The following is a 19,767-nucleotide window of genomic DNA, read 5'->3' as shown; positions in this document are numbered from 1 at the left end:
TCGCTGGTTTTTCTCCATTTTGATTTGTTTTATTTACTTAAAAGCTTGGCTGCAAAAGTTCATAGAATTAAAATGTACAACCCGATTACGACCTTGGCGTTTTGCTTCGTATAGAGCAATATCGGCTTGTTTAATTAACTGATCAAGTTTGGCGTGGTTAGGGTCAATTTTGGAAACACCAATGGAGATCGAAAATTTCACCAATTGACCATCTATATAAAACTGGTATTGTTCCATTTTATGTCTTAACCGTTCAGCAATTTTTAATGCATCTTCTGGGACGGTATAAGGCAAAAGTACAATAAATTCTTCACCCCCGAAACGCGCCAATATATCGTAAAAACGCATTTCTTTCCGTGCAATTTCAGCAATTTGGCATAACACTTGATCGCCGACATCATGTCCGTATTGATCGTTAATCGCTTTAAAATGATCGACATCAAAAATCAAAAGACTGGTACAGACCGTCATAGGGGTTTCTTGGATTTTTTTATTTGCAGCATGTACAAATTGGCGACGATTGCTTAACTGGGTTAATTCATCCGTATGGGCAATTTTGCGCAGGGTATGAAAGTTCCAGTCATCTAGCAGCGCTCTTAGAAACGTTTTACGAGAGTTGAGCGTAGAGTTCCAGCAGATATACATACTGAACAGCAGCACAGGAACGTACACCAATAAAAATATTGTAAAATCACCAAAATCATTAATGCGCCATGCGCCAAAAAGGATCGCTGCCGTGATCATGGCTGAGGTCATAATCGAAGGGCGAAAATGCACATGAATACTTAAATTACCCAATACGATCAAAATAATGGCGGCATATTGATAGCTATGAACCAGTTCATTTTTCGACTGAAGTAATATCTCAAACCAGAGGATTGCAGAAAGGCAAGTCGCTAGTGGTAATATTAAATCGAGCAATTTAATCTGTTTGATATATTTAAACAGAATATAATTCAGACTAAATGCACCAATAATTGCAATGATACGAATTACACCTGAAAGCATTTCTACGTCTGGCAGGACATAGCGATCTGCCCAAAAATAGATTAAAAAAGCCAATTGAGCGAAATAGTTGACCTGTTTTAAATAGTCTTTCTGGTTATAGTACAAAAATTTGTAATAAGCATTTTTAAACTGTGCCGGAATTCGTGCAATCGGGTCGGATAAAGCACGCTCAATACAGACACGATTCTCTAGGTCACATGCTTCTGCCTGTATGAGCGTATGTTTGGCAGAAGTGCGATTCATCGATTCTATGAGTAATTGTGATTCGTTTTTAACTGATTTCTGAGAAGGTTGATTGGGGCCTTCCATGATCAAGTTCCTATTTTAGAAGCGTTTTTATGCAACTGTTAACAAATAGTATCTAAAAATGTCTACATTTGTATAGTATTTGTTCTGATTTTTTAATTATATTTAGTTGTTTCGGATGAATTATATTTTTAAGGAATTGAGCGATTAGCGCATTTATCTGATTCGCTTTTATTCCTTGTATCGCATGATCTAAAGTAATTGCGGAAGTAGAGGGGGGTAACCGATAGCCCCATGTATATTCAAAAGCCATTGTGACTTTTTAAATTTGCAGAATTTCTTCTTTGAATATACATGGGGAGAGGAAAGTTTAACTTTTATCGGCATTTGGTTGAACGAGGGCTTTAAAATCGGCACTAGAAGGGGCTTGATAGATTTTAAGTCCAAACTCAGGTGTGATTGCGATCAGATGGTCAAAGATATCAGATTGAATCGCTTCATAATCTTTCCATGCAATGGTTTTACTAAAAGCATAAATCTCTAAAGGAATGCCTTCACTCGTGGGTTGTAACTGACGCACCAAAATCGTTTGGTGTTGGGCAATGCCTGAATGCTGTTGTAAGTAGAATTCTACATAGGCACGAAAGGTCCCAAGATTGGTTAAACGGCGCTGATTATATTGCGACTGATTTGAAAGTTGCTGATTAAACTGAGCAAGCTCTTCATGCTTATGGTCAAGATATTGATCTAATAATAAAAATTCTTTGAGTTTGTTTTGCTCATCCTGAGTCATGAAATGAATAGAGCTTTGATCGATATAAAGCGAGCGTTTGATACGGCGCACACCTGACTGAGCCATACCACGCCAGTTTTTAAAGGTATCAGTCACCAATTTATTGGTTGGAATCGTGGTAAAAGTCTTATCAAAGTTCTGCACGGTTATGGTATGTAATGACATATCAATGACATCGCCATCTGCATTAAGCGACGGCATCTCAATCCAGTCACCAATTCGCACCATATCATAAGAAGAAATTTGTACCGAAGCCACCAGTGACAAAATGGTGTTCTGAAAAACCAACATGAGCACGGCCGCCATAGCACCAAAGCCTGCGAGTAATGTAAATACATCTTTTTTCAGGAAAGTACCTAAAATCATCAGGCCACACACCAAAAAAATAATCAATTTGACCAACTGCAAATAGCCTTTAATCGGTTTGTTTCTAGATTTTGGATTACGTTGGTAAATCAGATTAAAAATATTCAGTAATTCAGAAATTGCCAAAGCAATGGTCAAGAAGATAAAAGCCTGACAAGCCATCTGCACGATTGAAATAAATTTCACAGATAAATGTGGGACTGTGGTTATGCCATTTAAGATCACAATTGCTGGAACAATGTTAGCAAAGCGTTTAATCACACTATGTTCTGACAAAATTTGACTATGGCTAAAGGCCATTTTAGAAACGAGCTTACGAATTCCACGCACCACGATTTGCTTGGCGATAAAATTTGCAATGATGGCAAAAACAATAATGAGACTGAGCGATGTCAGCATTTCTAACCAAGGGTATTGATCTGACCAATCTTGAATATTTTTAATGAACTGAAATTTTTCCAAAATTATCCTACTCTTATTGAAGTAAATGAAAGGCTTAATGATCAAACTATTGTAATTATTATGATTATATAAGCAATTTTATACTCGTAAACTTTACGGAGTTACGACATGTATAGTCCATAATGTTACTTATTTTGTGCTAAAAATGATTTTTTGAAGGTATAACCTAATTGATGAACTAAAATAAATAAATGTTGAGCTAAAAAAAGCCCCCTAATTAGGAGCTTCATTAGCGATATGAAATGCTTACCACATTAAATCATCAGGAATTACATAAGCTGCATATGGATCTTCTTCATCCGTGGTTTGCTCATTCACTTCAGAATTATTCACAATAATAAAGCCTTCCATTTTCGCATTAATACGGTCGGCTAATTCTTTTGGTAAAAAAGCATAGTTGCTATTTTCACGTGCAATAACAAGACTACCCGCAACAAGGGCATTATAAATTTGCTGATTGATATAAAGCTTTTTGATCTTGGCATCATCGATAAATTGATAGGTCGATTCGCCATCGGTATCACGAATTTTATGCTGATTAATCATTTGCATGATGGCAGCTTTTAATTCTTTTTCTTGCAAAACTGCTTTACGATCTTGCTCTAAAGCATGATCTTTGGCCATTTTCTGCTGCTGATCTTGCTCAATTTTCGCCTTGATTTCAGCATCTTTACTTTCACCAGTACGTTTTTCATGTACGGCTTGTTTAGACAATTTTTTTGCCTTTTTATTATCGACCAGACCTGCTTTAAGCAGTTGCGCCTGTAATGCATTTTTAACCATAGTACGTTCCAACTAATCGTGTATATGTCGATAATGAAAATAGATGATCCAATATACCGCGCTCATGACTAAACTGAGTGCGGCAGGAATCAGGAATGCGTTTAATTTTAAATAAGGATAAAGCCAACTGGCAAGTATGCCACCGACGATAAATCCCGCCAAAATTAATAAATGTAAGACCACACGTTTCGACTCAACCGGAAGTCCACGGGCTTTATAACCCAAAGCCAAACCTAAGTCCGTCAAAACACCAGAAAGGTGTGTGGTACGAATAATGGTACCTTTATAGTGGCTAACCATTGCATTTTGTACACCCATAGCCACACATGCCCAAAGCAAAGCGTAACGTGGAAAATAGGGCAATAGTAGCCAACATAGGACAATAAAAAAAGCCACTAAGCTTAATGGGACGCCATAACGTCGCGTTAAGCTAAAGTGACTATTTCCTAGAATTAGCCCACTATAAAATGAGCCAATCACATAACAGAGCAACACTAAAATCAAATAAATAATTGTAGCCGGCTGCCCTGCAATTAAAGCCATGGCTAACATACTGACATTACCCGTCATGTGAGATACCGACTGGTGCAAGATCGTCACCAGGCCGAGTACATTAATCATTCCTGCATTCACTGCGAGAAAAAAAGCACCCAGTTGTATCCAAAGCGGTAAAGTCTGAAAAGGCATGGCCTCGCCTTAAAAAGTATCCAATATCAGGATATTATCTTAAACCACGGTCTACTGCAGCTGTAAATAATACGTCAGTCGAAGAGTTTAAAGCGGTTTCAGTTGAATCTTGAAGTACGCTAATAACCATACCAATGGCTACAACTTGCATCGCGATATCACTTGAAATACCAAACAGGCCACAAGCCACTGGAATAAGCAGCAATGAACCACCAGCAACACCTGAAGCACCACATGCAGAAACGGTAGCAACGACTGATAAAATCAACATTGTGCTGAAATCAACAGAAATGCCCAAAGTATGAACTGCTGCTAGTGTGAGGACTGTAATTGTGACCGATGCACCTGCCATATTGACAGTTGCACCTAAAGGAATCGCTACGCTTGCAGTTGACTCTGGTACACCAAGACGCTTCGCAAGGTCAAGGTTTACAGGAATGTTTGCAGCAGAACTACGCGTAAAGAATGCAGTGATACCACTTTCACGTAAACATTGGAAAACCAATGGGAACGGATTTGAGCGGGTCATAAATGCCACCATTAGTGGATTGATGACCAAGGCAACAAAGAACATGGTACCAATTAAGACCGCAAGTAAGTGTGCATAGCTGATCAGTGTTTTCAAACCTGAGTCGGCAAATGTAACAGCAACCAAACCAAAGATACCGACAGGTGCAAAGTTAATCACTAAACGGATTACTTTATTCACCGCATCAGCAGCATCGGATAAGAAAACTTTAGTGGTATCTGATGCATGGCGAAATGCAATACCCAAGGCAACAGCCCAAGCTAAAATTCCAATGAAATTTGCTTCTGAAATGGCTGTAACAGGGTTTGCGACAAAACTTAATAATAAGTTTTTCAATATTTCAGCAAGACTGCCTGGCGGAACAAGATTTTCTGCAGCAACATCCAAAATTAATGTAATTGGGAATAAAAGGCTTGCTACTACTGAACTTAAAGCAGCAAGGAACATACCAATAGCGTACATCAACATAATCGGTTTAATGTAAGAATTACTGCTGCCCACTTTGAAATTTGCAATGGATGACAGTACAAGTACAAAGACCAGTATCGGTGCTACGGATTTCAATGCCTTAATGAATAAATCACCAAGCAAACTTAAATAGGGTGCAACGCCTGGAGCAACAAAAGCAACCAATACACCTAAAATAATGGCGATAATAATTCGGGTTACTAAACTCAAGCGTGTAAATGCTGAAAACATAGGAGAGCCTTGTCAGAATAACAATGACAAAATGATGAAAATTAGCCCTGTATTTTATACGAAAATGTGGAATGCTTAAAAAATAATTTAATTTAAAAATAAACCTTTGTTTTTTATAATCTATTTTTGTGTATTAAAATGTAAACCCTTCAAAACTCACTGTTTATCAAATTCGCATTGATTAAACAGTGAGCTAATAGGCCTTTAAATTTGGTACTCAGAACTGGCTGTCGCAAGCTCTGTAACGGCTTGATAGTGGGTGAGAAAAATTTGACCACTCAAATGCGTGAGTAATTTTGAGTGCTGCAATTTGTCCATGACAGGGCCTTTGACCTCGGAAAAATGCAGTCGAATATCTAATTTTGATAATTCAGCATTTAAATCTTCCAACATTTCCAAGGCACTGAGGTCAATTGAGCTGACGCTTGAGCAATTGATAACAACATGCTCTAGGTCAATATTTTGACTGACTTCATTGATCAGGAAACCTTTAAGCGTATTGGCATTTAAAAACGAGATATTTTCATCTATACGGAGCGAGAGTATATGTGGTGCGGTATAGACATGATGACGCTGTACATTACGGAAATGCTGTGTGCCCTCAACCAAGCCGATCACCGCAATATGTGGACGACTAATGCGCCATAACAACAGAATAAAGGTAGAAATAATGCCAATAATGAGACCCGTAGAAATATCGATACACACCACACCGAAAAAGGTCACCCACATCGCAATACCATCAGCTTTTGAATAACGCCAAGTATCCACAAAAGGTTTAAAGTCGACTAATTTCCAAATAGAAACAATAATCGTGGCCGCCAAGATCACTAAGGGCAAGTCTTGGAAAAAACCAGTGAAGTAAAGACTGACAACGATAATCAGCAATGACGACAACACACCTGCCATCGGGGTTTTTGCACCTGCATCTGCATTAACCACTGTACGAGATAAGCTACCCGTCACTGGAAAGGCAGAGCTAACCCCAGCGCTTAGATTGGCTAAACCTAGAGCGACCAACTCTTGGTTACTGTTGAGTTGGCTTCGTTGTTGTAAGGCAGTGGCTTGGGCAATAGACAGTGACTCAACAAAACTGATCATGGCAATCATTGTTGCACCGGGCAGTAAGGTTTGTACCAGTTCCCAGTTCCAATGTGGAAAGCTTAAGGGTGGAAAACCTGAAGGAATTTCACCGACGGTTTTAATGCCGACATTTTGCAGGTCAAATAACATCACCGATGCAATCGAAATCACCACGAGTATCAATGGAAGTGCTTTACTTAGAAAGGCAGTAGAGCCGAATCGAGATTGGATCGATTGAGTGGCCAACATTTTTGGTACATAGATTAAAAACAGTATGGCCAGCACACCAAAGATGAGTGAAGCAAAGTGAGTTAAACTCAGGTATTCCCACAGACTTAAAACAAACTCAGGGATGTTGTTGGCTTTTAGCGGGACATCGACGAGAAACTTAAACTGACCCAGTGCAATGAGCAGTGCCGAAGCAATAATGAAGCTTTTAATGACAGGATGACTGATCAACTGAATTAAAAAACCGAAACGGAATACACCCAAAAGTAGAGAAATCAGCCCGACCATTAAGGCCAAAAGTGTCGCTGCTTCAATATAAACAGGCGAACCGACTTCAAATAGCGGATTGAGCGTGGCGAAGGTCATCATCGAAATGATTGCCACAGGGCCTATCGATAAGGTTGAACTTCCACCAATGAGGGCGTAGACAATCATAGGTAAAATACTGGCATATAAACCCATGATTGGGGGTAAACCTGCCAGCATGGAATACGCCATACCTTGAGGGACTAACATGGCAATAACGATCAGCGAAGCAAGTACATCAGATTTAAATTTCACAGTGCTGTAGTGCTGTAACCACTGCCAAGCAGGAAATTTCTGTAAGAAATGAGGTTTTAAATCTGACATAAACTTATCTAAATCACAATTTCATATATATTATGCATAAAAAATGCTAAGAAGTCTTGTGCAATAAATTTTGACCGTACAATATTGCAGGAAATTTAAGGGGATATTTAAGAAGCCATCATTTTAAATGAATTAATGAAAAGTATGAGCTGATTTAAAGCTTTGGATATTCGAAATAGATATAGATATTGAAATTTTGAAGAAGTATTGCGGGTAAATTGAGGTATTGAATTGCTGCCCATTGCGATAATTCATCTATAGTGGTGCAAGAACAGCATGTCTGGCTTGAAATTTTAAAATAACTAAGTGTTATTTATAAGATTGGTTGCAATACAATTGGTAAAGAGTATTGAGAACTTGAACTAAATTTGCATCTTTAATTGAATAATAAATTTGCTTTCCATCACGACGCGTGGTCACAACATCACTTTTGCGTAACATCATCAGTTGTTGTGAGAGGGTTGGCTGTTTAATATCAGTGATTTCTTCAATCTGAGACACATTCAATTCTTGCTGTGCTAGATGACATAAAATTAGTAGACGATCCGTATTTGCCAGCGACTTTAAAACGCCCACGACTAATTCGGCAGAATCACGCATAGTAGTGATTTCCAGATCGGTATTCATTGGATATGTCCATACGATTAACAACAGCTCAAGTATACGGATATCACGGCTTAATACATTGAATAAATAAGACAATTTCTATGGTTTTTTATGAAATCAAATATCATTAATTTTTATAAGTTTAAATTTAGTTAATCAGTTAAATTTATTGCTTGATTTTAGTGCAAGCTTTCACAAAATGCACATAAATATAAGACATTAGCTTAAAACATCATGCACACTTTGAAAATAATTGTATCATCTAAAGATCGTATTCAATAAATACACAAGGGATAAATAGTCATGACAACAGATTCAGCTTTTCCAGCAACGAGTAATTTAGGTATCGCAGTATATAGTAATAACGCTGAAGCGATTGGTAATACACCTTTAGTTCGTATTAATCGTGCGATTCAGTCAGAAGCAACGGTCTTGGCTAAAGTTGAAAGCCGTAACCCAGCATTTTCAGTGAAATGTCGTGTAGGTGCAGCTCTCATTGCAGATGCAGAAGAAAAAGGCTTATTAAAACCGGGTATGCATATTGTAGAACCTACAAGTGGTAATACAGGGATTGCTTTAGCATTTGTTGCAGCAGCGAAAGGTTATGCAATTACATTAACCATGCCAGCAAGTATGAGTATCGAACGCCGTAAGGTGTTGAAGTCTTTTGGTGCAAATCTCGTATTGACTGAACCTGCTAAAGGCATGAGAGGTGCGGTCGAAGAAGCACAGCGCCTCGTTGCCGAACATCCTGAAACGTATTATTTACCACAACAGTTTGAAAACCCTGCAAACCCTAAAATTCATGAATTGACCACTGGCCCAGAAATTTGGGAAGCGACCGGTGGTAAAGTGGATATTTTAGTTTCAGGTGTAGGTACAGGCGGTACGATTTCAGGCATTTCAAGCTATTTTGAAAAAGTGAAAAATCAGCCACTTTATTCTGTTGCGGTAGAACCGGCTGAATCTCCGATTATTGCCCAAGCGAAAAAAGGCGAAACACTGACTCCTGGGCCACACAAAATTCAGGGAATTGGCGCTAACTTTATTCCGGGTAACTTGGATCTAGACCTTGTTGATGAAGTGATCGGTATTGAAAGTGCTGAAGCGATCGAATGGGCACGTAAAACGGCTACTCATGACGGTATTTTAGTGGGTATCTCTAGCGGTGCTGCTATGGCTGCGGCGGCAAAACTTGCTGCGCGTCCTGAGAATGCAGGCAAAACTATTGTGGTCATTTTACCGGATGGTGGTGAACGTTATCTTTCGTCAGTTTTATTTGAAGATATTAGTGCTGACTAATAGGTCTGACATGAAAAAAAGCCCGTTCATTTGAATGGGCTTTTTTATTGATGATTTCGTTATTTATAAGTATCTTAAGCCGCGTCTTGATCATCGTTTTTGGCATTTTGTTGTTTAATTTTTCTTTTAGGTGGTTCATGTCCTAACTTTCGAGCGATGTATTTAAACAGGAAGCCTAAGAGTATGCATATCGTGACAGCAGGGATAACCACTTGAGTGAGCCAAACATCAATATGATCTAGACTCCAACTTAAAATTAAAAATAAAAAAGCACATAAATATGCGCAGTTAAAGCAAATGTTCGACAGTTTGTACATACGAAAGAGAGTAATTCGTTTGGTGGTCACGAATCTCTATCTTACTGAATAATGAGGAAATGTGTGGTTTTAATATCAGAAAAACAAACTAATTGAATAATCATTATTCAATATTATTGATTATGTTTTTAAATCTTCGCAATTCTTTATACCTTAAAGAAAAGCCTTGCTGTGAGTCAGAAAAACTTGACCTTCCCATTGTGGTAAAGTTTAAGCTATAGCCTAAAACAAGCACATATGATTGGGATTTTGCCATGACAGATTCGACAGAACGCAAACTTTTTGATGGCACACTTGCTATTGAAGGGATGACCTGTGCTTCTTGTGTGGCACGGGTGGAAAAAGCCTTAAAAAAAGTCGATGGCATCACTGATGCTCAAGTGAATTTAGCCACTGAAACAGCACATGTTCAGAGTGATAAAAATGTGGATTATTCTGCTGTAATTCAGGCCGTTGAAAAGGCAGGTTTTGGCGTTGCACAAAAGCAGATTGAACTTGAAATTGAAGGAATGACTTGCGCATCGTGTGTTGCACGTGTTGAAAAAGCCTTAAAGATAGTTCCAGAAGTCATCGATGCAAAAGTGAATTTGGCAACTGAAAAAGCCACGATTACGGCATTGGCAACTGTTGAAAATTCTGCATTGGCGAAGTCTGTAGAAAAAGCAGGTTTTCATATTGCACAGCCCAATATTGAATTAAATATTGATGGAATGACCTGTGCTTCATGTGTGGCACGGGTTGAAAAAGCCTTAAACGCTGTAGACGGTGTCAATAAAGCAACGGTAAATTTAGCCAGTGAAAAAGCCTTTGTTCAGGCTCCCGCTTCAAAAACACAAGAATTGATCGCGGCAGTTAAAAAAGCGGGATACAGTGCTAGCATTGCTACGCAGCAACAACCGACAATGGCAGAAAAAAAAGCCGACGAAGCTCGGTTACTCAAACGTGATTTAATCATCGCATTGGTACTCGCTGTTCCTGTTTTTATCTTGGAGATGGGATCACACATGATTCCAGCGTTTCATCATTTTATTGCGCATAATTTAGGGACACAAAATAGTTGGTATATTCAGTTTATATTAACCACTTTGGTGTTAATCCTACCCGGAAGACGCTTTTATCAGCACGGCATACCAGCACTTGCGCGACTTGTCCCGGATATGAATTCTTTGGTCGCAGTCGGGACTTTATCTGCTTATAGTTTTTCTTGTGTTGCAACATTTGCTCCGCAATTATTACCGCAAGGTACGGTTCATGTGTACTTTGAAGCAGCCGCAGTAATTGTGGCGTTGATTCTTTTGGGTCGTTTTATGGAGGCGAAAGCCAAAGGTAAAACATCGCAAGCCATTCAATACTTAGTCGGCATGCAACCCAAAACAGCACGTGTAGAGCAATCTGGAAGCTATATAGATTTGCCGATTAGTGATGTTGAAACAGGTATGTTGATTGAAATACGGCCTGGTGAACGTTGCCCAGTTGATGGTGCTGTAGTGTCTGGGAACAGTTATATTGATGAATCGATGATCAGTGGAGAGCCTATTCCGGTCGAGAAAAAAGCCGGTGATGAAGTTGTCGGTGGTACGATTAACCAAAATGGGGCATTGAAAATACAAACCACTGCGGTAGGTCAAGATTCTGTTTTGGCACAAATTATCCATATGGTCGAACAAGCTCAGGGTTCAAAATTACCGATTCAAGCTTTGGTGGATAAAGTCACGTTATGGTTTGTACCGGTGGTGATGGCGTTGGCCTTGATCACCTTTTTAGTTTGGTATGTTGTAGGACCTGAACCGAGTTTAACCTATGCATTAGTCAATGCTGTAGCAGTTCTGATCATCGCATGTCCATGTGCAATGGGTTTGGCAACGCCAACGTCTATTATGGTCGGTACAGGGCGAGGTGCAGAGCTTGGAGTATTGTTCCGTAAAGGTGAAGCCTTACAACAACTCAAAAATACGCAAGTGGTTGCGGTCGATAAAACTGGGACTTTGACGGAAGGTAAACCGAAACTGACAGATTTTGAAGTCACTGAAGCATTTGATAAAGATCGTGTATTTCAGTTATTGGCCTCCGTAGAGCAGAAATCTGAACATCCAATTGCCTATGCCATCGTACAAGCTGCGAAAGAGATGCAAGTGCAACTTTTAGAGGTTGAACAGTTTGATTCCGTGACTGGTGCTGGGATTCAGGCCGTTGTTGAAGGACAAAGCATTTATATCGGTGCAGATCATTTGATGCATAAACTTGGTTTAGATACACAAATCTTTTCATCACTGGCGGAACGCATGGGCAATGAAGGGAAAACCCCGCTCTATGTATCGATCGATCAACAGCTTGCTGCCATTGTTGCTGTTGCCGACCCGATCAAAGCCACAACCTTCGCAGCCATTCAAGCTTTGCATGATTTAGGACTGAAAGTGGCCATGATTACAGGTGACAACCGACACACTGCCACTGCGATAGCACGACAGTTGAAAATTGATCATGTGATCGCTGAAGTAATGCCAGATCAAAAAGTGCAATCTGTACAAAAATTGCAAAAAGAACATGGTGTTGTATGTTTTGTGGGCGATGGTATTAATGATGCGCCTGCACTTGCGCAAGCAGATGTCGGCATGGCGATTGGTACAGGGACAGATGTGGCGATAGAGGCTGCGGACGTGGTGCTCATGTCGGGTAATTTACAAATGGTACCGACAGCAATCGCACTGAGTACTGCGACGATGAATAATATTCGCCAAAACCTATTTTGGGCATTTATTTACAATGCAGCATTGATTCCTGTCGCTGCAGGTGTGTTATATCCATTCTTTGGCATACTGCTTTCACCTATGTTCGCAGCAGGTGCAATGGCACTTTCATCGGTGTTTGTTGTGTCGAATGCCTTACGTTTAAAAGCATTTAAAGGGCCAGTTTTTCAGGAGTCTTGAGATGAATATTGGACAAGCAGCAAAAGCTTCGGGCATTTCTGCAAAAATGATCCGTTATTATGAATCGATTGGGCTGTTAAATAATGCACAGCGCACCGATGCAGGCTATCGAATTTACTCGGAAGCCGATATTAAAACCTTGAGTTTCTTGAGACATGCGCGTGATTTAGGTTTTTCTTCTGAACAAATGAAAGATTTACTTGGACTTTGGAAAAATCAAAGTCGGCAAAGTGTAGAAGTTAAAGCATTGGCGTTAAAACATATCCAGACCTTAAATCAAAAAATCGCAGACTTACAGGCCATGGTTGAGATCTTGCAACAGTCCGTCGATGGCTGTGCCGGTAATGATCAAGCCGATTGTACGATTTTAAATCAAATCGAAACGGGCATGGCTGAGTGCTGCCATACAGCAAAGATTTAAACCCGCTTGACCTTACAATCGTGGCAAGGTTTATAGTGTTGTTATTAGAAAAGAAGGATGAACAGCATGAAATTTCGTATTGATAATATGACATGTGGTGGTTGCGCACGTAGCGTGACAGCAACGATTAAAGACTTAGATGAAAATGCAACGGTCACTATTGATGTAGCCACTAAATTAGTTGAGGTTGAATCCAGTGCTAGTGCAGAGCAATTGATTAGCGCTTTAACCGAAGATGGTTTCCCACCTGTGATTGCATAACTTAGATATTGTCTAATGTATAAAAAAAGCCGAACAATTGTTCGGATTTTTTATTTATAAATCAATTTTATACGGCTGAAATTTTATCTGGCGTCATCAGCGCCTGATTAATATATAGCTTGATTAAGCGTTCACGTGAACCGATTGATTTTTGATAATGCGTTGAATTGAGGAGTAGGGATGCACCATAAGTGACCGTCCAAATATAAGATAAATAATCACGTATCGACATTGCGCTTTCAAGTGATTTTAGATAATCACTGGTCATATCCTTAATTTCAATAATACGTTCTTCACGAACACGATAGAGCTCTTCAAATAACTCTTTTAATTTACGTTCATTATTGGTTAAGCGTTCTTCAATGACATGTAATAATATAGTTCTATTGGAATTCAACATATTATAAAGCATATATTGTGAAACATAAGTTTTAATATCATGATTATATTTTTTTGAAATTTCTAATAATCGTTTTTCATTTAAGATAATCAGTTCTAAATATAATTGGTTTTTACTTTTAAAATGTTTATAAATCGTGCCTTTGGCAATATCTAGTTCACAAGCTAACTCACTTAAGGTGATGTCTTGATTATTATCTAATAGCAGGGTTTCTGCCATGGCTAAAATTTTTTCCTTGCGAAGGATAAAATTTTGTTGGCGTACTGAACTCATGATAACTGTTCCATAAACATCTTGAGGGTGAACAAGCCTAGCTTAAGCTAAATCTTGTGAATCTTACATTCCACTATGGTCTCAAATATTACATAAATTGGTTTAAAAATAAACACATTAGTAGAGTGCGTAAAACATATAGAATTCATAGCATAAAATTAATGTCAATAAAACTGAACCCTTGAGGTCATTTTTTTGAAATAAAATTCCATTTTTATTTTTTTTAATTTATTGTCTTTTCGCTTTTACAACAAAAGCAGCATTTAACAAAACGGTCTTGGTTGTTATGTTATTAATACAACCTAAATTAAACATGATTATAGGTACTATTATGTTTGGTTTTAATCAATTACCAATTATAAATTTAGTCAATTCAATAAATTTATTTAATTGTAATAAAATAATGCTGCTCAAAATATCAGGTGGTTATTTTCCACTTGTCGGTAAAAACACATTATCTATATCCATTTTAGATATCTATCTGAAAAAACAGATCTTTAAAAAATCCACACAAAATTGATTTGATGATTTTGTGCGGGAGCGTGCAACTTTAAAAAAGTACTTTGTCAAAAACGCTGACAAAGCCTGTAGAAAAGGAAAGTACAATGCCAATATACAATGCGCCGTTAAAGGACATGGACTTCATCTTAAATGATGTATTCAATGCAGATGAGTTCTGGCAGTCAAATGAAAACTTAGCTCATATTGATATGGCGACTGCAAATGCCATTTTAGAAGAAATGGCTAAGTTTTCTAAAAACGTTATTCTAGACTTGAACCGTACTGCAGATGAAGAAGGTGGTGCGCAGTTTAGTAATGGTGTTGTTACTACGCCTACAGGGTTTAAAGACGCTTTTAAACAATTCGCTGAAGGTGGTTGGGTTGGGTTAGGCGCTTCTGAAGAATGGGGCGGCCAAAACATGCCGAAAATGTTGACAGTACTTGCTGACGAAATGATTTGGAGTACCAATCCATCATTTATGTTGTATCCACTACTGACTGTGGGTGCAGGTATGGCGATTAATGACCGTGCTTCGCAAGAGCAAAAAGAAACCTATCTTCCAAAATTTTATACGGGTGAATGGTCAGGCACTATGTGTTTAACTGAACCACATTCAGGGACTGATTTGGGGATCATTAAAACCAAAGCAGAGCCGAATGAAGATGGTTCATTTAATATTACAGGCACGAAAATTTTCATCACTAGTGGTGAACATGATCTGTGTGAAAACATCATCCATCTTGTGTTAGCAAAAACGCCAAATGCACCTGCGGGTTCACGTGGTATTTCATTGTTTATCGTTCCAAAATTCCATGTCAATGCCGATGGCTCAGTCGGTGAACGTAATGCTGTTTCAGCGGGTTCAATTGAACACAAGATGGGTATTAAAGGTTCTGCAACGTGTGTTATGAACTTTGATGGTGCCAAAGGTTATATCGTTGGTAAAGAAAACGAAGGTCTTGCGGCGATGTTTGTCATGATGAACTATGAACGTTTATCGATGGGTATCCAAGGGATTGGCGCCGCAGAATTTGCTTACCAAAATGCTGCACAGTATGCGACTGATCGTCTACAAGGTCGTTCTGCGACAGGTGTAAAATCTCCTGAAAAACCAGCCGACTCTATTTTGGTACATGGTGATGTACGTCGTATGTTGTTGAATGTACGCGCCAACAACGAAGCATCGCGTGCATTTGCTGTGTATGTTGGTCAGCAACTGGATATTACAAAATATTCAACTGACGAAGCTGCAGTGAAAAAAGCCAATGACCGCGTGGCTTTATTGACACCTATTGCAAAAGCCTACCTAACAGATACAGCCCTACAAGCTACTTTAGAAGCGCAAATGTGCTTTGGTGGTCATGGCTATATCCGTGAATGGGGCATGGAGCAATGCATTCGTGACTTACGTATTTCGCAGATTTACGAAGGCACAAATGGCGTACAAGCGATTGATTTAATTGGACGCAAAACCACGAAATGTAATGGTGCATTTATTGCCGAATACATTACTGAAATTCGTGATTTTGCTGCAACCATGGCAGATTCAAAAGTTAAATCTGCAGCATTGCAAGTTTCTGACGAAGTTGAAGCATTAACGCAATTCATTATTGAACAATCTAAAACTACACCAGACTTTAGCAGTTCGGTTGCAGTCGATTATCTGCATGCAGTTGGTTTACTCAGCTTTGTTTATATGTTTGCACGTATTAGCAAAGCTGCGGCAGCAAAAACAGAGAGCTTCTACCAAAACAAACTGGTACTCGCAGATTTCTATGTTGATAAAGTTCTACCTGACCTTGCTGCTCGTGCTCAACGCATTAAAGCAGGTTCTGAACTTATCATGCAGCTATCTGAAGAATACTTCACCGCTCAATCTTAAGGTTTCATCGAAACCACTGTGAAAAATATTAAGATGGAAAATCTGAGGAACCAGTCATGGTTCCTTGGGGTTAAAAGATTTAAAACAGGATGAAATAAGAAATGATTGTAATTGTAGATGGCGTACGTACAGCGATGGGTGGTTTTCAGGGTTCACTTTCATCTTGTACAGCCCCAGACTTAGGTGCTGCAGCGATTCAGGCTGTTGTTGCACGTGCAGGTTTAGAACCTACAGATATTGACGAAGTTATTTTTGGCTGTGTATTACCGGCTGGTCTTAAACAAGGTCCTGCACGCCAAGCGATGCGTCAAGCAGGTTTACCAGATACAACGGGTGCCACCACGATTAATAAAATCTGTGGTTCAGGCATGAAGGCGGTGATGCAAGCAGCTGATGCGATTAAAGCCGGTTCGGCCAATATTGTGGTTGCAGGTGGTATGGAGTCGATGTCAAATGCGCCATATTTACTTGAAAAAGCGCGTTCAGGCTATCGTATGGGTCATGGTAAAACCACAGACCACATGTTTCAAGAAGGCTTAGAAGATGCTGAGACAGGTTTATCGATGGGTATTCTGGCACAAGATATGGCAGATAAAAAAGGCTATACCCGTGAACAGCAAGATGCTTTTGCCATCAACTCACTCAATAAAGCCGTTGCAGCGATTCAAGGCGGTTTCTTCAAAAATGAAATCGTGCCAGTTACTGTTAAAAGCCGTAAAGGTGACGTCGTTGTTGACACAGATGAACAGCCATTAAGTGCTAAGCCTGAAAAAATCCCTACACTGCGTCCTGCATTCAAAAAAGACGGCACGATCACAGCTGCCAATGCCAGCTCAATTTCTGACGGTGCATCTGCTTTGGTGGTTACATCAGAAGAAACGGCCCAAGCACGTGGTTTAACACCACTGGCAAAAGTCGTTGCTTATGCTACAAATTCACAGCATCCGTCAGAGTTCACGATTGCTCCAGTCGGTGCTATTGAGAAAGTACTTGCACAAGCCGGTTGGGATGCACAAGAAGTTGACCTGTGGGAAGTCAATGAAGCATTTGCCATGGTTACAATGCTGGCGATTGATGGATTTAACTTAGATGAAGCAAAAGTGAACATTCACGGTGGTGCTTGCTCACTTGGTCACCCACTAGGTTCATCAGGTTCACGTATTATTGTGACGCTGATTCATGCCTTAAAACGCACTGGCGGTAAGAAAGGTGTCGCAGCACTGTGTATTGGTGGCGGTGAAGCAACTGCAATTGCGGTTGAACTGATTTAATTTGCCTCAATTTATATAAGTAAGCTTTTAGATAAGTACGTTTTTAGATAAGCAATAACAAACGCTATCTCAGTTCGCTGGGATGGCGAAAAAAGATGTTTATTTTGAGATATTTATTTTTTGAGATTTAATTATGAATGGTTTAGATCGCATTCGCTTACTCTCCCTTCGCGACAAAGTAATGTCTGCTGAAAAAGCGATTGAGTTAATTCAAGATGGTTCAGTGGTTGGTTTAAGTGGTTTTGGTGGTGCAGGTGAGGCAAAGACGGTTCCATTGGCACTTGCAGATCATGCAGTTTCACATCCTCTTCGTATCACGTTGGCAACGGGTGCTAGTTTAGGAAATAGTATCGATGGTCGCCTCAATGCGGCGCATGCGATAGAACGTCGTTATCCGTATCAGGCAGATCCTGGTTTACGTAAAGCCATTAACGCTGGCGAGGTTATGTATATTGACCAACACTTGTCTGAAATGGCCGATAATATTCGTCATCATAATTTACCGCGCATTAATGTGGCCGTTATTGCAGCGACTGCAATTACAGAAGATGGTCAAGTTATTCCGACAGGTTCATGTGGTAACTCAGCCAATTTCATTGAAATGGCAGATCATGTGATTATTGAAATTGATAATACGATTAACCCAGTGCTCGAAGGTGTACATGATATTTATGTGCCGAAAGCGCGACCAAACCGTGGGCCAATTCCACTGACTCAGGTCGGTGAACGTATTGGTACAATTGGGATCAATGTCAGCCCCGATAAGATTTCAGCTATTGTGTTGAATGATCTGCCAGATACCCAGTTTAAAATGGATGAACCTGATGCTGAAACCCTAGCGATTGCTCAGCATCTGATTGATTTCTTTGAAGGTGAAGTCGCAGCAGGGCGTTTGCCTGAAAATTTAGGCCCGCTACAGTCAGGTGTGGGTTCGATTGCCAATGCTGTATTCGCAGGTTTTGAGCATTCGAATTTTCATGATTTGGAAATGTATTCAGAAGTACTACAAGACTGTACCTTCCAGCTGATTGATTCTGGAAAAATGAATTTTGCTTCAGGCTGTTCAATGACGCTGTCTGAGCCTTGTGCTCAGCATGTGATGAACAATTTTGATCAGTACAAAGACAAAATTGTGTTACGTCCACAAGAGCTATCCAATAATCCTGAAATCATTCGACGTTTAGGCATTATCGCGATTAATACGGCGCTTGAGTTTGATATTTACGGAAATGTAAATTCGACCCATGTGACGGGTACCAAAATGATGAATGGTATTGGCGGTTCAGGAGACTTTACTCGTCATGCGCACATTGCCATTTTCGTAACTAAGTCGATTGCAAAAGGCGGTGCGATTTCATCTGTGGTGCCAATGGTGAGCCATACCGACCATACTGACCATGACGTTGACATCGTAGTTACAGAGCAGGGCTTGGCAGATTTACGTGGTCTTTCACCACGTGAGCGTGCACGTAAAGTCATTGAAATCTGTGCACATCCAGATTATCGCGCAGCATTGTTGAGCTACTTTGAACGCGCATGTGAGCGTGGTGGTCAGACACCGCATATTTTAAAAGAGGCTTTGTCTTGGCATGCCACTTTTGAAGAAACTGGTTCAATGCGTCAAATCGTATAAATCTAAAGATTGAAAATATTTAAATATAAGCCCATGATCAAGTGGGCTTATTTATTATAAAAGACTACAAATGTTTCAAAACATGACAAAAGAAAAACAGCAGCACTTTGTTTGAAACTTTTGCACAACATGAACGGCCTTAAGTTCTCTTCAAGGCTTTCTATAATGCAAAACTCATTGACAAAGAAGGTCAGTATTTTGAAAAAGATTCAATTATTTTCTGCGATGTTGTTCGCAGTTCTCCTCACTGCATGTAAACAAAGTCCAGCGCCTGATTATGCTGGAACATGGCAAAATACCGCAGTAGATCCGCAACTTGAAAATGCGTTGATTATTAGGGTCTGTTGACATTTGTTGATTAAAAAAATAGCGAGATAGTAAAATTAAATCGCCAAACCCAATTTTACACTCGCTATGCCTCGAACAATGCTAAATGATCAACACTGGTCCAAGTTACT

16 protein-coding genes are annotated in these 19,767 nt (G+C 39.5%); 8 read left to right on the top strand and 8 right to left on the bottom strand.

From position 1 onward, the window contains the following. Positions 1 to 33 precede the first annotated feature (33 nt). The 7 genes from FTU36_RS07895 to FTU36_RS07865 form a co-directional block, all read right to left on the bottom strand. Positions 34 to 1,317, bottom strand: coding sequence for a GGDEF domain-containing protein (locus FTU36_RS07895; protein ID WP_257224808.1), 1,284 nt, complete (start codon positions 1,315 to 1,317; stop codon positions 34 to 36). Positions 1,318 to 1,624: 307 nt separating this feature from the next. Continuing rightward, positions 1,625 to 2,875: a mechanosensitive ion channel family protein gene (locus FTU36_RS07890; RefSeq protein ID WP_180117362.1), complete on the bottom strand. Its 1,251-nt coding sequence runs from the start codon at positions 2,873 to 2,875 to the stop codon at positions 1,625 to 1,627. A gap of 246 nt (positions 2,876 to 3,121) precedes the next feature. After that, positions 3,122 to 3,658, bottom strand: coding sequence for a DUF2058 domain-containing protein (locus FTU36_RS07885; RefSeq protein ID WP_168377529.1), 537 nt, complete (start codon positions 3,656 to 3,658; stop codon positions 3,122 to 3,124). Positions 3,659 to 3,670: 12 nt separating this feature from the next. Continuing rightward, positions 3,671 to 4,345, bottom strand: a complete 675-nt coding sequence (locus FTU36_RS07880; protein ID WP_180117360.1) for a YoaK family protein — start codon at positions 4,343 to 4,345, stop codon at positions 3,671 to 3,673. A 34-nt stretch (positions 4,346 to 4,379) separates the two neighbouring features. Next, complete coding sequence (gene sstT, locus FTU36_RS07875) at positions 4,380 to 5,573, bottom strand: serine/threonine transporter SstT (protein WP_180008874.1); 1,194 nt, start codon at positions 5,571 to 5,573, stop codon at positions 4,380 to 4,382. A gap of 204 nt (positions 5,574 to 5,777) precedes the next feature. Next, positions 5,778 to 7,514, bottom strand: coding sequence for a SulP family inorganic anion transporter (locus tag FTU36_RS07870; RefSeq protein ID WP_180117358.1), 1,737 nt, complete (start codon positions 7,512 to 7,514; stop codon positions 5,778 to 5,780). A gap of 309 nt (positions 7,515 to 7,823) precedes the next feature. Further along, positions 7,824 to 8,141, bottom strand: coding sequence for a helix-turn-helix transcriptional regulator (locus tag FTU36_RS07865; protein ID WP_078193801.1), 318 nt, complete (start codon positions 8,139 to 8,141; stop codon positions 7,824 to 7,826). 282 nt (positions 8,142 to 8,423) lie between these two features. Here FTU36_RS07865 and cysK point away from each other — a divergent pair, with 282 nt between their 5' ends. From cysK to FTU36_RS07845, 4 genes are all read left to right on the top strand, one after another. Continuing rightward, positions 8,424 to 9,422, top strand: coding sequence for a cysteine synthase A (gene cysK / locus FTU36_RS07860; protein WP_180011715.1), 999 nt, complete (start codon positions 8,424 to 8,426; stop codon positions 9,420 to 9,422). Between the two features lie 571 nt (positions 9,423 to 9,993). Continuing rightward, positions 9,994 to 12,666: a heavy metal translocating P-type ATPase gene (locus FTU36_RS07855; protein ID WP_180117356.1), complete on the top strand. Its 2,673-nt coding sequence runs from the start codon at positions 9,994 to 9,996 to the stop codon at positions 12,664 to 12,666. A 1-nt stretch (position 12,667) separates the two neighbouring features. Then, entirely contained in the window at positions 12,668 to 13,087 is a 420-nt protein-coding gene (cueR, locus tag FTU36_RS07850) for a Cu(I)-responsive transcriptional regulator (protein ID WP_180003682.1), read from the top strand. A 66-nt stretch (positions 13,088 to 13,153) separates the two neighbouring features. Then, a complete protein-coding gene (locus tag FTU36_RS07845) occupies positions 13,154 to 13,348 on the top strand; it encodes a heavy-metal-associated domain-containing protein (RefSeq protein WP_180003680.1) in 195 nt (64 codons plus the stop codon). Positions 13,349 to 13,415: 67 nt separating this feature from the next. Here the strand turns inward: FTU36_RS07845 and FTU36_RS07840 are convergent, their stop codons facing one another. Beyond that, positions 13,416 to 14,021, bottom strand: coding sequence for a TetR/AcrR family transcriptional regulator (locus FTU36_RS07840; RefSeq protein WP_078190941.1), 606 nt, complete (start codon positions 14,019 to 14,021; stop codon positions 13,416 to 13,418). A gap of 605 nt (positions 14,022 to 14,626) precedes the next feature. Between FTU36_RS07840 and FTU36_RS07835 the strand changes: the two genes are divergently transcribed. From FTU36_RS07835 to FTU36_RS07820, 4 genes are all read left to right on the top strand, one after another. Further along, positions 14,627 to 16,405, top strand: a complete 1,779-nt coding sequence (locus FTU36_RS07835) for an acyl-CoA dehydrogenase C-terminal domain-containing protein (RefSeq protein ID WP_180117353.1) — start codon at positions 14,627 to 14,629, stop codon at positions 16,403 to 16,405. Between the two features lie 101 nt (positions 16,406 to 16,506). Continuing rightward, complete coding sequence (locus FTU36_RS07830; protein WP_078193795.1) at positions 16,507 to 17,676, top strand: thiolase family protein; 1,170 nt, start codon at positions 16,507 to 16,509, stop codon at positions 17,674 to 17,676. A gap of 133 nt (positions 17,677 to 17,809) precedes the next feature. After that, complete coding sequence (locus tag FTU36_RS07825) at positions 17,810 to 19,309, top strand: succinate CoA transferase (RefSeq protein WP_171525809.1); 1,500 nt, start codon at positions 17,810 to 17,812, stop codon at positions 19,307 to 19,309. Positions 19,310 to 19,474: 165 nt separating this feature from the next. Continuing rightward, complete coding sequence (locus tag FTU36_RS07820; protein WP_180117351.1) at positions 19,475 to 19,657, top strand: hypothetical protein; 183 nt, start codon at positions 19,475 to 19,477, stop codon at positions 19,655 to 19,657. The last annotated feature ends 110 nt before the right edge of the window (positions 19,658 to 19,767 follow it).

It is taken from the genome of Acinetobacter sp. YH12096 (assembly GCF_013419215.1).
In the GTDB taxonomy this organism is placed as follows: domain Bacteria; phylum Pseudomonadota; class Gammaproteobacteria; order Pseudomonadales; family Moraxellaceae; genus Acinetobacter; species Acinetobacter amyesii.
Note: the sequence above shows the minus strand (reverse complement) of the source record. Positions and strands in the feature narration are given on the sequence as shown.

Bases quoted from the DNA above. Each gene is read 5' to 3' on its own strand.
- FTU36_RS07855 (WP_180117356.1), top strand. From the start codon at position 9,994: ATGACAGATTCGACAGAACGCAAACTTTTTGATGGCACACTTGCTATT.
- FTU36_RS07830 (WP_078193795.1), top strand. From the start codon at position 16,507: ATGATTGTAATTGTAGATGGCGTACGTACAGCGATGGGTGGTTTTCAG.
- FTU36_RS07845 (WP_180003680.1), top strand. From the start codon at position 13,154: ATGAAATTTCGTATTGATAATATGACATGTGGTGGTTGCGCACGTAGC.
- FTU36_RS07895 (WP_257224808.1), bottom strand. From the start codon at position 1,317: ATGGAAGGCCCCAATCAACCTTCTCAGAAATCAGTTAAAAACGAATCA.
- FTU36_RS07870 (WP_180117358.1), bottom strand. From the start codon at position 7,514: ATGTCAGATTTAAAACCTCATTTCTTACAGAAATTTCCTGCTTGGCAG.
- FTU36_RS07865 (WP_078193801.1), bottom strand. From the start codon at position 8,141: ATGAATACCGATCTGGAAATCACTACTATGCGTGATTCTGCCGAATTA.
- FTU36_RS07885 (WP_168377529.1), bottom strand. From the start codon at position 3,658: ATGGTTAAAAATGCATTACAGGCGCAACTGCTTAAAGCAGGTCTGGTC.
- FTU36_RS07825 (WP_171525809.1), top strand. From the start codon at position 17,810: ATGAATGGTTTAGATCGCATTCGCTTACTCTCCCTTCGCGACAAAGTA.
- FTU36_RS07820 (WP_180117351.1), top strand. From the start codon at position 19,475: ATGCAAAACTCATTGACAAAGAAGGTCAGTATTTTGAAAAAGATTCAA.
- FTU36_RS07835 (WP_180117353.1), top strand. From the start codon at position 14,627: ATGCCAATATACAATGCGCCGTTAAAGGACATGGACTTCATCTTAAAT.
- sstT (WP_180008874.1), bottom strand. From the start codon at position 5,573: ATGTTTTCAGCATTTACACGCTTGAGTTTAGTAACCCGAATTATTATC.
- FTU36_RS07840 (WP_078190941.1), bottom strand. From the start codon at position 14,021: ATGAGTTCAGTACGCCAACAAAATTTTATCCTTCGCAAGGAAAAAATT.
- FTU36_RS07880 (WP_180117360.1), bottom strand. From the start codon at position 4,345: ATGCCTTTTCAGACTTTACCGCTTTGGATACAACTGGGTGCTTTTTTT.
- cysK (WP_180011715.1), top strand. From the start codon at position 8,424: ATGACAACAGATTCAGCTTTTCCAGCAACGAGTAATTTAGGTATCGCA.
- cueR (WP_180003682.1), top strand. From the start codon at position 12,668: ATGAATATTGGACAAGCAGCAAAAGCTTCGGGCATTTCTGCAAAAATG.